Genomic DNA, 13,283 nt, shown 5'->3' on the forward strand with positions numbered 1-13,283 from the left:
AGGCTTCGATTGGAACGTCGTTCCAATGACATCTTGGAACGGCGTTCCAGATATGTCAAGATGGTTCGCATGGCGACCAGGAATCAGCGGACCGAACGACGTACGGATGCGCTCTCGAAGGAGCGAATCGTCGAGGCTGCGATCGAGATCCTCGACGACGAGGGCGAAGCCGCGCTGACATTTCGCGCACTCTCCGCACGCCTGGCAACAGGTAGCGGGGCGATTTACTGGCACGTTGCCAACAAGAGCGAACTGCTCGCCGCGGCGACCGACGACGTCATCGCCCGCGTGACAACCGGTGCAACCGAAGGCGCAGCCCCACGGGAGGCGATCCGGACCATCACCCTCGGCGTGTTCGACGCGATCGACGCCCACCCCTGGGTCGGCACCCAACTCTCACGTGAACCGTGGCAATCAGCGGTGATGCAGATCTTCGAAAGTCTCGGCGAGCAACTCCAGGCGCTCGGCGTTCCCGAATCGGCACAGTTCGACTGCGCGTCCGCGCTCCTGAACTACGTGCTCGGTCTCGCCGGACAGTACGCCGCGGGCGCCCGTCTGCTCCCCCGTGAGACAGATCGGTCCGCTTTCCTCGCGGGCGTCGCCACGCGATGGGAAGAACTCGACTCTGCGAAGTACCCGTTCCTCAATCAGGTGACGGCGCAGTTGCGCGACCACGACGACCGAGAACAGTTTCTGGCAGGCATCGAGCTCATCCTCGCGGGGATCGACACCGTCCGATAGCGGCCGTAGCCGTCAGCGTGAATGAACAGCGGTGTTGGATCCGAGCGCTATGTCGAGGAAATCTCTTGCCGCACCGCGCAATCCGCGATCGGGATCCCAGACGGCTTGGAGTCGACGCGGCATCCGCAAGCCGTCGACGTTGACCGCGACCAGTCGGCCGTCCGTCAGGTCGGCGGCAACTGCCAGCGACGACAGAACAGCCGGGGCGTTGCCTGCCACCACCGCAGCCTTGACAGCGGTACACGAGGTGAGCTCGAGCAGCGGCGGCACACAATCGGGAACAGCATTCTCGAGCGTCAGGCGCGTACCGGACCCTGACTCGCGCTGAATCAGCGGTGTGCGTGCGAGTTCCTCGACCGGAACGGGCACACCATTCGCCCAGTCGTGTCCCGGCGGCACAACCACGACGAGGTGATCACGCGCTACTTCGCACGACGCGAGCGCCGACGGCACATCCGGCCCTTCGACAAATCCGATATCGGCCTGGCCGGCCTGAACTTGAGCAGAGACGTCCGAGGAATTGTGCAAGCTCACCGACGCCACGACGTTGGGGAACTTGTGCCGCATCGCGACCGTCCATCCGGGAACCAGATACTCGGCGATGGTCATGCTGGCGGCAACCGTGACGGCAGCATCACGTTCACCGCGAAGTGCGGCAACTCCCGATGCCATTTCCTCGGCACTGACGAGGATGTGACTTGCCCACTCGAGAATCAGACCGCCCTCGGCGGTGGGACGAACACCGGTCGCCGCTCGATCGAACACCTTGATTCCGAGTTGGCGTTCGACCGAACGCACCCGGGCGCTGACCGCCTGCTGACTGAGTCCGTGCTCCCGGCCGGCAGCACCCATGCTGCCCAGACGCCCTACGGAAAGGAGGACGTCGAGGGCACTGAGTTCTGGCACCCGAGGAGACAACGACATAGTCCCAAGATTAGACCCACAAGGCGAGTTTGTGGGCATTCAAGAACAACCGGTCTACCGGTACGGACCGGATGAGACGACAGTGAAATACATGACCACCACAACGAGTTCCACCTTCGCCCACATCACTCCGAACTGGTTCGCGGCAGCGATGGGAACGGGAATCGTGTCGGTGGCCGCCGCTTCGCTCGAACCGGAGATCGAGGGCTTGAAACTGGTCTCCGAGATCTTCTGGGTTCTGGCGGTTCTCGTACTGTGCGCCTTGATCGGAGCATTTGCCACCCATTGGTCACAACATCGATGTCAGGCCCTCGCCTACCTGCACAGCCCCGCGATGTTCCCCTTCTACGGCGCCGTCGCAATGGCACTGCTGACCGTGGGATCCGCAACCGGCATCACCGGCCCGGACTTCCTCGGCCACGACGTGGCGATCACCGTGTCGCTGACACTGTGGACACTCGGCACGGCACTCGGCCTGGTCACCTACGTCGTGATGATGATTCGACTCGTTCGAGATGCCGGGATGGCGACGGCAATGCCGTTCTGGCTCATGCCCGTCGTACCTCCGATGGTCTCGGCCACCACCGGCGCAGCGGTCAGCACCCACATGCCCGAAGGCGCTCCACGCATCGCGGTACTGGTTTTCTGCTACATCCTGTTCGCTCTGGCGCTGACCGCCGCCATCGGCATTCTGGTAGCCGTCGCCAGGCAGTTCGCACGCAACCGTTCGGCCGGCGTCGACGTGATCCCGTTCAATGCCATTCCCTCACTGTGGATTCCGTTGGGCGTGATCGGACAGTCGATCGCGGCATCCAACCTGTTGGCCGCCGCCTCACGGCATGCACTCAGCCCCGAGCATGCCGACACCCTGCACGAATTCGGGATCGCCTACGGAACCGTCGTCGGAATCATCGGCGTGATCGCGTTTGTCACCGTCACCGTCGTCACCATCCACGCACTGCGCCGCGGCTTGGACTTCTCGCTCGGCTGGTGGAGCTTCACCTTCCCCATCGGAGCATGTGCCGTCGGAGCGAATGCCTTCGGAGTCGCCACCGGTTCCACCCTGATCCTGGGAATCGCACTTGCCCTGCTGACCGTACTGATCCCCATCTGGGCAACCGTCGCGGTCAGGACCGTCCGGTCGATCCGCAGTGGAGTTCTACCGGCGGCTGCATGAATTCGCACCGATGAGTTTTGGCTCGCCGTACGGTCTGTACTCACGTAGACCATTGTCGAGAGCAGGAGTACACGGTGAGTCAGTTATTGCGAGTGCAGAATTTCGGCGTTTCCAGTGACGGAATAGCCTGCGGTCCGGACCAGAGCTTCGAGAGCCCGTTCGGCCTGGACCACGGTGAAATGTTTGCGTGGGCAGGAGCTACGGCCAGCTGGCCCAATCGCACCGATCCCGGCGGCAGCCGAGGCCTCGACGACTATTTCACGCGGGACTTCTCCAACAACATCGGCGCCGAAATCATGGGCCGCAACAAATTCTCACCCTACCGCGGCCCTTGGGAGAATCTCGAGTGGCAGGGCTGGTGGGGCGACGAGCCACCGTTCCACACCCCGGTTTTTGTCTTGACCCACCACGTGCGGCCGTCGTTCACGCTATCGGACACGACATTCCACTTCGTCGACGCCGACCCCGCGACGGCCCTCGCGCAGGCACGTGAGGCAGCGCAGGGCAAGGACGTTCGACTCGGCGGCGGAGTCAGCACTATCCGTGAATTCCTCGACGCCGATCTGGTCGACACGATGCACATCGCTGTCTCCCCGATCAAATTCGGATCCGGTCTACGACTGTGGGAGACACCTGACGAGTTACTCGACCGCTTCAACCTCGACGTTGTGCCGAGCCCGAGCGGCGTGACGCACCACCTGTTCTGGCGGAAGTGACGTGTTGGGGCAGCTCCGTAAACGGGAGCTGCCCCAACAGTTACGCACTATTCGCCGGTCTCGACCTGGCGCCCCGACTGGTACCACGCCATCGTTCCACCGGCCACCGAAACGGCATTGATGCCGCGAGCCTGCAGATACTCAGCGGCTTGCAAGCTCCGACCACCGACGGCGCAGATGATGTACACCGTTTCCGCGTCCGGAATTTCACCCACGCGAGAGACGAATTCGCTGAGCGGAATGAGCGTCGCACCGGGAACTCGGACCTGAGCGAACTCGTCGGCCTCACGGACGTCGATCAACGGCTCACCCGCTGCCAAAGCCGTGTCCAGTGCATTCAAATCGACTTCCAACATTTCTTCTGCGCCTGCCTTCGTGTTCGCTGCTGTCCGAATAGACGGTACCCGCGCGTTTTCGTGCAGCTCCCTTTACGATCTGACAATGACCAATACGGTTCCCGAAAAGTCCGGTTTTTGGAGTCGCCCCACCGTATGGAAAGTGCTCCTGCTGATCGTCGTCTACCTGGCGTTCTATCTTGCTGTCGGGCAGGTTACCTCCAGAGTTTTTGCAGACCAGATCGACACGGACAATGTCGTGGCAAGCGCCTCCAGCATCCTCCTCGGCGTCGCATTGCCCATCGCGATCGGCGGGATCGCCCTGCTGGTTTTCACGACAAAGGTCGGCTGGCTGCGCGGCGTCTTCGGCCCACAACCCATTCGTGGGCGCGGTTGGATGTGGATCGGTCCGATCATCGTGGTCGCCGCCATTGTTGCGCATCTGGCGGGAACCGATTGGAGCGCCTGGACCACCGGCGAGGTAATCGCCCTGCTGGTGCTCGGTGCGTGCGTCGGCCTGACCGAGGAATTGGCCACCCGTGGCCTGGCAGTGAAGATGCTGCGCGACGCCGGCCACCGCGAGCGCTTTGTCGCCGTCGTGTCTTCACTGGTGTTTGCACTCATGCACACGGTCAACCTGATCGCCGGGATGAAGCCGTCGACCGTCCTTGTCACCGTGGTCTACACCTTCGGTTTCGGTATGTGCATGTACCTGACAATGCGTGTGACGGGCACGATCTGGGCCGCAATCGTGTTACACGGCCTCACCGACCCCACCACAATTCTCTCGACCGGCGGGCTGGACACTTCGGTGACCACGGAAGTGAGCGGCGCCGCCGCCATCACCTCTCTACTGACGGTCCTCTTGGTCGTCTTCGGGGTGATCGCCGTCTTCCTCATCCGAGATCGAATCGGCGAAGAACGGCACACACCCGTCTCGGCCTGACCGACCGCGACTGTACAAGACATACTTGTGCCCATGCCTTCTCGAACCAAGTACTCGTTCGCCGTCGTGACTGCATCGTGTGTGCTGGCACTCTCCGGTGCCGTCACTCATGCCACCGCGGGGGTTCCGACAACTCCCGAAGTCGCGACCACCGAATCCATCGCGTCGGAATCGATCAGCGATCTGTATGCAGCCCAGGGCGCGCACGAAGTGGCTGCCGATTCAGTTCCCGGGTACCAACTGTTCTACCCAGCCGACTTGTCGTCTGATGGCAATCGGCATCCCGTCGTCACCTTCGGCAACGGCAGCTATGCGACTTACGAAGAGTACGAAGCGCTCCTGCAGCATCTCGCTTCTTGGGGTTTTGTCGTTGTGGTGGCCGACAGCAGCGTCACCGGCGACGGGACGGAGATCTTGGGGGCTGCCCAGTACGTCGTCGATCAGAACACCAACGCTGAGAGCATTTTTCACCAGCGGATCGACACCGACAACATTGCCTCGGTCGGACACTCCCAGGGCGCCGGTGGCGCGATCAACGCGGCAACCCAGTCCGCGAATCTGATCACCGCCACGGCGGTACTCGATTTGCCTGACCCGTGGTGGGCCTCGCGACCTGTCGACGTGATCGACGTGGCCCAGTTGACCGGACCGACGTTCTTCATGACCGGCGCCGACGACCCGGTCTCCACCGCCGATCCGCAAGCCGAGTACTTCGACAAAACCGCCGGACCGGCGGTCCGCGGCAGACTGCTTGGTGTCGGCCACAATTGGGCCGCAGACGGCGAAGGATTCCGGGGCTACCTCACCGCATGGCTGAGATTCACCCTCAGCGGCGACCAGACTGCCGCACGTGCATTTGTCGGCGACTCGGCGGAAATCCTCACCGATCCCAGTTGGGACCGGCAAGCGATCAAGGGTTTGTGATGACGATCTTGCCGTAGGCCTGCCCGGATTTCTGCTGCTCGAAAGCATCAGCGAGGTGGTCGAGGCTGTAGGAAGAATCTATGACGGGACGAAACGCCAGGCTCTCCAGCCCGGCGACCATCTCCTCCTGATGTGCACGACTGCCCACCAGAACACCTTCGATGGTGACCTGTTTAATCAGTAGCGAAGTCAGGTCGATCGACGACGACGGGCCGTTCATGATTCCCAGCGCACAGATCCGCCCGCCGGGTCGGACTGCAGCGAGAGATTGACCGAGCGTGGAAGGCCCGCCGACGTCGAGGACGAGATCGATTCCGCCGCTGAGCCGCATCGCCTCCGATCCCCAGTCCGGGCGCTCGCGGTAGTTGACCACGTGATCGGCACCGAGTTCGGTCAATCGAGCCATCTTGTCGGGGGCCGACGAGGTTGCGATCACCTGAGCTCCAACAGCTTTGGCCAGCTGGACGGCAAACAACGCTACCGTGCTGGTCCCAGGGATCAACACCGACGACCCTGGGATGATCGGGACTCCGGCAAATAGTGCGCGCCACGCTGACAATCCCGCGGTGGGCAAGGTAGCGGCTTCCTCGTAGGTGTAGTTTCGCGGCATCACTGTCACAGCAGATACCGGCACGGTGACGGTGTCGCGGGCGAACCCGTCGACACCGTCACCCGGCGAATTTCCGAATCCGTCGAAATCCGGTGTGCCGCTCCGCCAATGCGGCAAATAGGTGCTCATCACGCGATCTCCGACGCTGAACTGTGTTACGCCGTCTCCGACCGCAACGACCTCCCCGGCAGCATCGGACAACAGGATCCGCGGACCGTCGGTTGCTATCTCTCCGGTCGCCACGAGGTAGTCATGGTGGTTGAGCGAATTCGCGTGGATCGCGATCGTCACCTCACCCGCACCCGGGCCCGGGGTCTCGATCGTCCTCGATTCGAGGTTGTTCAATCCTCCAGGCGGGAGTACGTACACGGCGCGGTTGGTCATGGTGTGGATCCTCGCACGAATGGTGATCGGGTGACGTTCGGAAAGGGTTCTACTGCTCAGAGGAGAGAAGCGGTGAACCCTCCGTCGAGAACCAGGCTGCTGCCGTTGCACCACGACGACTGGTCGCTCGCAAAGAACACTGCGGCGGCGGCAACTTCCTCGGTCCGGCCATAGCGCGTCTGCTTCGTGACCATCAAGTCGTCGAATCCCCCGGACTCGAGGCCGAGGGCATTCTCGAAATCCTGCTGGTGACTCTTGACCAGGTCGGTATCGATGAATCCGGGCAGCAATGCATTCGCGCGGATTCCGTGGAAGCGAAGTTCGGCTGACAGGGTTTCGGTGAGATTGCGAACTGCTGCTTTGGCTGCGGCATAGCTGCCGATCAAAGGCGAGCCGGTGGTCGACGAGATCGACGAGATGTTCACGATCGAACCGCCACCGGATGCGACGAGAGCGGGCAGCGAATGACGCACTGTCAAGAACACTCCATCGAGGTTGACCGACATCACTTTCCGCCAGTCCTCGAACGAGGTCTCGATCAGCGGGGTCGTGGTGGCGATACCGGCGTTGGGTACTACGACGTTCAGTCCGCCGAACTCTTCGACCGCTCTGGCGACGAGATCCTTGACCTGCTGTTCGTCGGTGACATCAGTTGTGACAGCGATAGCTCCGTCGATCGAGTCCGCCACTGCCTGTGCTGCGCCACCGTTGATGTCGGAGACCACGACCCTCGCGCCCTCCGCCCCGAACGCCCGGGCAATGGCGGCGCCGATTCCGGCACCTGCGCCGGTGACAATTGCAACTTTGTTCGCGAGAAGATCGGACATGTCAGCGTTCCCCTTCAATTCTCGGTCGGGACGTAGAAAAGCAATTCGGGTCCGGTGTCGCCGGTGGTCGCGATGGCCTCGGACATGTCGAGAGTTCCGTCGCCCAAAGCACTTCCCAACGCCTGCGCGGTGCCCGCGAGATCTTCCGTGTCGAGTTGATAGATGCTCAGGTAGCGGCGCGCGGGCAATGCATCCTCGGGCAGCAACTGCACATCCGCCAGGAAGAATCTGGAGGCGGAGACAACTCCGGGCACTCGTTCGACGACCTGCGGAATATGCACGTCGTCGTACCAGCGGTTGAACGCATCCTCCGAAGACGGATCGGCGGGGTGTACGTGTGCGACGAGAATCGCTGTGCTCATGAAGTTCCTCTTCGACTCGAAGTGCTTTTGGTTCAGCGCGTTTGGAAGGCGACGATATTCACGCGCAAGGCAACTGACCGCGGCTGCGTGTGGTGAATCGATCGCGTTCAAGCGACAACCCTAGGGAGCAAATGTGACCCGCACCATATGCTCGGAGGTCAGAGTTGAGCTCCACATTTGTCCTCTCGGCACAAAACTGTCTCTCGGCACTAACACGGTGGCCAGAATCAGGCGTTAACGGAAGTCTCGCGATTTGGCCGTGACTCGCAGATCCATCAGCTGCATCCGGTCTGCCACGACGGTGACAGCGCCTTCTGCATTCTGCACCTTCCCTCGAATAAGCAACGCCGGCGCCGTATTTGCCAATTTTCGGTACTTTGCCCACAACCCCACCGAACACACGACGTTGACCATGCCGGTTTCGTCCTCGAGGTTGATGAACGTGACGCCCGCAGCTGTGGCCGGACGCTGCCGGTGTGTGACTGCTCCCCCCACCAGCACACGGTCACCGTCCGGGATGTCGAGAAGTCTCGACGCCGGCACCACGCCGAGCGCGTCGAGCTGTGGGCGGAGGAATTGTGTCGGGTAGGTGTCGGGAGATACTCCTGTCGCCCAGACATCCGCTGCCGCCAATTCGACGTCGCTCATGCCGGGCAGGGTGGGAGCTGTGACCGACGCACCGATACCGGGCAAGCGGTCGGGGCGCTCCCCCGCCGCAGCGCCCGCTGCCCACAGCGCTTCTCTACGCGAGATACCGAAGCTGGCTAGCGCACCGGCGGTCGCCAGCGATTCAGCTTGTGCGGTAGTCAGTTCCACCCGCCCGGTCAGATCGAGAAACGACGTGAACGGTCCACCGAGGTCGCGCTGTTCGACAATTTTCTCGGCGAGTGCATCGCCGATGTTGCGCACTTCCCCCAGCCCCAGCCGAACCTCGAATCCACCTGCCTCGACGGTGGCATGCGCGAGGCTGACATTGATGTCTGCACCGTGTACCTGCACTCCGTGCCGGCGCGCATCGGCAACCAAGGACTGCGGCGAGTAGAAACCCATGGGCTGCGCGCGCAGAAGTCCGGCGCAGAACGCAGCGGGATGATGAAGTTTGAACCACGAGGAGTAGAAGACCAGCGCGGCAAAACTCTGTGAATGGCTTTCCGGGAAACCGAAATTAGCGAATGCATACAGCTTTTCGTAGATCCGGTCGGCAACCTCGTCACCGATGCCGTGTAGGTCTCGCATGCCCTGATAGAACCTCGCGCGCAGTTGTTCCATCTTCTCGGTGGAGCGTTTCGATCCCATTGCCCGACGCAATTGATCGGCCTCGGACGGCGTGAAGCCCGCAACGTCGACGGCCATCTGCATCAACTGTTCCTGGAACAGCGGAACCCCCAACGTGCGTTCGAGTGCCTTCTCGAGCGACGGATGGTCGTAGGACACAGGTTCGAGTTTGTTGCGCCGACGAATGTACGGATGCACTGATCCGCCTTGAATCGGCCCCGGACGGATGAGCGCGACCTCGACTACCAGGTCGTAGAAGTTTCGAGGCTTCAGACGCGGCAGTGTCGCCATCTGCGCACGTGATTCCACTTGGAACACCCCCACCGAATCTGCCCGCTGCAGCATCTCGTACACCGCCGTTTCCGACAGATCGAGTTGCGCCAGATCGACTGTGATGCCTTTGTGTTCGGCCACCAGATCCATCATGTAGTGCAAAGCAGAAAGCATGCCGAGGCCGAGCAGGTCGAATTTGACCAGCCCAGCGGCAGCACAGTCGTCCTTGTCCCACTGCAGGACACTACGATTGGCCATTCGCGCCCACTCCACCGGACAGACGTCGGAGATGGGACGATCGCAGATGACCATGCCGCCCGAGTGGATACCGAGGTGCCGCGGATAGCCTTCGATCTGCGCCGCCAGTTCGAGTACCGGACGCGGAATATCGGTATCCGCATTCTTGTCGATACCGCCCCACCGGCCGACCTGCTTACTCCACGCATCTTGCTGGCCCTGCGAAAAGCCCAGCGCCCGAGCCATGTCCCGCACCGACGACTTTCCTCGATAGGTGATGACATTGGCTACCTGCGCGGCATACGTACGCCCGTACTTCGCGTACACGTGCTGGATCGCCTCTTCCCGGCGGTCGGACTCGATGTCCACGTCGATGTCCGGCGGGCCGTCACGTTCAGGCGCAAGAAACCTCTCGAACAGCAGTTTGTTGCGAACCGGATCGACATTGGTGATGCCGATCGCGTAACACACCGCCGAGTTCGCAGCGGAACCTCTTCCCTGACAGAGGATGTCGTTGTTCTTGCAGAACGACACGATGTCATGCACCACCAGGAAATATCCGGGAAAGTTCAATCCCTCGATGATGGCAAGTTCATGTTCGAGCTGTTTGTATGCCTTCGGTGCACCTTCCGGCGGTCCGTAGCGTTCCAGCGCCCCCACCATGGTGAGCTCACGCAACCACGACGCCTCGGTATGCCCGGCTGGCACGTCGAACGGTGGCAATTTGGGCGCGATGAGCTTGAGATCGAAAGCGCACTCACGACCAAGATCGGCGGCACCACTGACAGCCTCGGGATAGAGCGAGAACAGTGCCGCCATCTCCGCGCCGGACCGCAGGTGCGCTCCGCCGGTAGGGGCCAACCATCCTGCTGCCTCGTCCAAGCTTTGACGCGACCGCACAGCCGCCATTGCCATGGCGAGGCGTCGACGCGGAGGAGCGGCGAAGTGCGCGGCGGTGGTCGCCACCGTACGTAGTCCATGCTCTCTCGCCAATTCGGCCAGAACGGCATTGCGCTCGTCGTCCTCCGCCAACCCATGATGAGTGAGTTCCACCGACACTCGCTCCGCCCCGAAACGCTCGACCAGATCCCCCAAGGCATCCGCCGCTGCTTCGCGACCACCCGACGTCAAGGCTTGCCGCACATGACCTTTCCGGCACCCGGTCAGGATCTGCCAGTGCCCACCGGCCGCTTCGGTCAGCACGTCGTAGTCGTACTGCAGTTTGCCCTTCTCGCCGCCCGCCAGATGCGCGGCAGCGATCTCCCGCGAAAGCCGGCGATACCCTTCCTGCCCACGGGCAAGCACCAGGAGGTGTGTTCCACCGGGATCTGCCGTGCCGGTTCTGGGTACCGAATCCAGAGACAACTCGGCCCCGAACACGGTGCGCATTCCCCATTCACGTGCGGCTTCCGCAAACCTCACCACGCCGTAGAAGCCGTCGTGATCGGTGACGGCGATAGCTTCGAGCCCGAGACGCACTGCTTCCTCGACCAGCTCTTCCGGCGGTGATGCACCGTCGAGGAAACTGAAGGCCGAGTGAGCGTGCAGTTCTGCGTAAGGAACTACACCGGCACCACGGGTGAGCTCGCCCGCGTGGTACTCGCCGCGCTTTCTTGACCAGGCGGGGCTGTCGCTTCCATCGCCCGGAAACAAATCCTCATGTTCCACACGGCCGGGTCGTCCGGAAAGCACCCGTTCCATCTCGGACCACGTCGGCGGCCCATTTCCCCAACCCACACTGACCTCGCACCTGATCGAGTCGGCCGTCAGGGACGACCGACTGCTCGAGGATGCCGAAAGGGAAGACGCACCACATGCATCGAACTGATGTTCGATGCAGATTCAGTCTGACAGGTCACTCACCCACAGTCAACAGAGCGAATCTCAACCCTCACCGTCTCGTCACATTCAGATGTACGCATGTCTGCACTCCGTTCACTTTCGCCCCAGATCATTAGCGGCGTTCATAATCTCCATCCATACTGTTTCCAGGAGTACTACTCGTATGTCGTTCTCGCGCAACACACGTAGGTTGACGGCCGTCGCCGGCGCCGTCGCCGTTCTGGCCGCTGCCGGCTGCAGCAGCAGCGCCGACGAGGCCACCGGCTCGAACGGCGCGACCGTCGATCGCGCCGCGACCGGCGAACTGTCCTCGAACGGTGGCGCTCGTCGCATCGACGGTGATCAGTCGGCCGCAGTGCGCGACGCCGTCAATGCCTCCGGCGCGAAGAACGTCATCCTCCTGATCGGGGACGGCATGGGCGACTCGGAGATCACCGCCGCACGCAACTACGCCGAAGGCGCTGCGGGCAGCTTCCCAGGCCTCGACGCCCTGCCGATCACCGGCCAGTACACGCACTACGCACTGACCAAGGACGGCAAGCCCGACTACGTCACCGACTCCGCAGCCAGCGGATCGGCATGGTCCACCGGCACCAAGACCTACAACGGCGCGATTTCCGTCGACATCAAGGGGCAGGCCCAGTCGACCGTCCTCGAGATCGCCAAGGCGAACGGCAAGGCCACCGGCAACGTCTCCACCGCCGAGGTGCAGGACGCCACCCCCGCAGTGCAGGTCGCGCACGTCAGTGGCCGCAAGTGCTACGGACCGGAGGCGACGTCCAAGTCCTGCCCGGAGAACGCCCTCGAGAACGGCGGCAAGGGATCGATCAGCGAACAACTCCTCGACACCCGCGCCGACGTCACCTTTGCCGGCGGCGCCAAGTCCTTCGCCGAGACTGCGAAAGCCGGTGACTGGCAGGGCAAGACACTCAATGAGCAGGCCGCCGCCCGTGGCTACCAGCTGGTGAAGAACGCCGCCGAGATGAACGAGGTCGGCAAGGCCGATCAGGATGCACCCGTGCTCGGCTTGTTCGCCGACGGCAACATGCCCGTCCGCTGGGAAGGATCCGTCGCCACCCGCGACGGTTACCTGCAGCCCGCCGAAACCTGCGTCGACAACCCCAAGCGAACCTCCGACGTACCGAAGCTCGCGGACATGACTCAGAAGGCCATCGACCTACTGAAGGTCAACGACAGCGGATTCTTCCTCCAGGTCGAAGGTGCCTCGATCGACAAGCAGGATCACGCAGCCAACGCATGCGGTCAGATCGGTGAAACCGTCGACCTCGACGAAGCTGTGCAGAAGGCACTCGAATTTGCGAAGACCGACGGAGAAACCCTGGTCATCGTCACAGCCGACCACGCTCACACCAGCCAGATCGTCACCAATGTCAGCGCCGACGACATCGCCACCATCGCCAAGGACCAGAACATCCCGGTCGAGCGCGCCCAGGAAATCGTCTACCCCGGCCTGACCCGCAAGCTGACCACCAAGGACGGCTCGGAGATGACGATCAGCTACGGAACGTCCGAGGATCCGGCCGTCGAGTCCGAAGGACACACCGGAACTCAGTTGCGCGTAGCAGCTTTCGGCCCGCATGCGGCCAACGTCAGCGGTCTCACGGACCAGACCGACCTGTTCTTCACGATGACCGACGCGCTGGGACTCGACCGTTCCAAGGTCGCAGCTCACTGATCCGATAACACCTG

The 13,283-nt window shown here is 62.3% G+C and carries 12 protein-coding genes; 6 read left to right on the forward strand and 6 right to left on the reverse strand.

What is annotated here, in order from left to right; genetic code table 11:
• Positions 1 to 60: 60 nt before the first annotated feature.
• Positions 61 to 741 (forward strand): TetR/AcrR family transcriptional regulator, encoded by a 681-nt coding sequence (locus RhoBH5_RS05530; RefSeq protein WP_007727412.1) that lies wholly within the window; start codon positions 61 to 63, stop codon positions 739 to 741.
• A gap of 12 nt (positions 742 to 753) precedes the next feature.
• Here RhoBH5_RS05530 and RhoBH5_RS05535 read toward each other — a convergent pair whose 3' ends face one another.
• Positions 754 to 1,665, reverse strand: a complete 912-nt coding sequence (locus RhoBH5_RS05535) for a LysR family transcriptional regulator (RefSeq protein WP_030535095.1) — start codon at positions 1,663 to 1,665, stop codon at positions 754 to 756.
• A gap of 91 nt (positions 1,666 to 1,756) precedes the next feature.
• Between RhoBH5_RS05535 and RhoBH5_RS05540 the strand changes: the two genes are divergently transcribed.
• Together RhoBH5_RS05540 and RhoBH5_RS05545 are read left to right on the forward strand one after the other, a co-directional pair.
• A complete protein-coding gene (locus RhoBH5_RS05540; RefSeq protein ID WP_042449826.1) occupies positions 1,757 to 2,842 on the forward strand; it encodes a TDT family transporter in 1,086 nt (361 codons plus the stop codon).
• Positions 2,843 to 2,916: 74 nt separating this feature from the next.
• Positions 2,917 to 3,558 (forward strand): dihydrofolate reductase family protein, encoded by a 642-nt coding sequence (locus RhoBH5_RS05545; RefSeq protein WP_050654852.1) that lies wholly within the window; start codon positions 2,917 to 2,919, stop codon positions 3,556 to 3,558.
• A gap of 47 nt (positions 3,559 to 3,605) precedes the next feature.
• Here the strand turns inward: RhoBH5_RS05545 and RhoBH5_RS05550 are convergent, their stop codons facing one another.
• Positions 3,606 to 3,914, reverse strand: coding sequence for a rhodanese-like domain-containing protein (locus RhoBH5_RS05550; protein WP_003940684.1), 309 nt, complete (start codon positions 3,912 to 3,914; stop codon positions 3,606 to 3,608).
• An 85-nt stretch (positions 3,915 to 3,999) separates the two neighbouring features.
• Here RhoBH5_RS05550 and RhoBH5_RS05555 point away from each other — a divergent pair, with 85 nt between their 5' ends.
• Together RhoBH5_RS05555 and RhoBH5_RS05560 are read left to right on the forward strand one after the other, a co-directional pair.
• Positions 4,000 to 4,839 carry a CPBP family intramembrane glutamic endopeptidase gene (locus RhoBH5_RS05555; protein ID WP_003941033.1) on the forward strand — a complete coding sequence of 280 codons (840 nt, stop codon included), beginning with the start codon at positions 4,000 to 4,002 and terminating at the stop codon, positions 4,837 to 4,839.
• Between the two features lie 33 nt (positions 4,840 to 4,872).
• Positions 4,873 to 5,763 (forward strand): dienelactone hydrolase family protein, encoded by an 891-nt coding sequence (locus RhoBH5_RS05560; RefSeq protein ID WP_050654851.1) that lies wholly within the window; start codon positions 4,873 to 4,875, stop codon positions 5,761 to 5,763.
• Here RhoBH5_RS05560 and RhoBH5_RS05565 read toward each other — a convergent pair.
• The 4 genes from RhoBH5_RS05565 to RhoBH5_RS05580 all read right to left on the reverse strand — a co-directional run bounded on the left by RhoBH5_RS05565 (position 5,750) and on the right by RhoBH5_RS05580 (position 11,468).
• The gene (locus RhoBH5_RS05565) at positions 5,750 to 6,757 is read right to left on the reverse strand and encodes a zinc-dependent alcohol dehydrogenase family protein (protein ID WP_050654850.1); all 1,008 of its coding nucleotides are present in this window, start codon (positions 6,755 to 6,757) and stop codon (positions 5,750 to 5,752) included. The two genes, RhoBH5_RS05560 and RhoBH5_RS05565, sit on opposite strands and share 14 nt — an antisense overlap.
• A gap of 56 nt (positions 6,758 to 6,813) precedes the next feature.
• The gene (locus tag RhoBH5_RS05570) at positions 6,814 to 7,584 is read right to left on the reverse strand and encodes a glucose 1-dehydrogenase (protein ID WP_003940866.1); all 771 of its coding nucleotides are present in this window, start codon (positions 7,582 to 7,584) and stop codon (positions 6,814 to 6,816) included.
• A gap of 14 nt (positions 7,585 to 7,598) precedes the next feature.
• Positions 7,599 to 7,946: a hypothetical protein gene (locus tag RhoBH5_RS05575; protein WP_007727425.1), complete on the reverse strand. Its 348-nt coding sequence runs from the start codon at positions 7,944 to 7,946 to the stop codon at positions 7,599 to 7,601.
• 234 nt (positions 7,947 to 8,180) lie between these two features.
• Complete coding sequence (locus RhoBH5_RS05580; RefSeq protein WP_270008018.1) at positions 8,181 to 11,468, reverse strand: error-prone DNA polymerase; 3,288 nt, start codon at positions 11,466 to 11,468, stop codon at positions 8,181 to 8,183.
• A gap of 268 nt (positions 11,469 to 11,736) precedes the next feature.
• Here RhoBH5_RS05580 and phoA point away from each other — a divergent pair, with 268 nt between their 5' ends.
• Positions 11,737 to 13,269, forward strand: a complete 1,533-nt coding sequence (gene phoA / locus RhoBH5_RS05585) for an alkaline phosphatase (protein ID WP_204855626.1) — start codon at positions 11,737 to 11,739, stop codon at positions 13,267 to 13,269.
• Positions 13,270 to 13,283 lie beyond the last annotated feature (14 nt).

It is taken from the genome of Rhodococcus sp. BH5, from assembly GCF_027583855.1.
In the GTDB taxonomy this organism is placed as follows: Bacteria; Actinomycetota; Actinomycetes; order Mycobacteriales; family Mycobacteriaceae; genus Rhodococcus_F; species Rhodococcus_F qingshengii.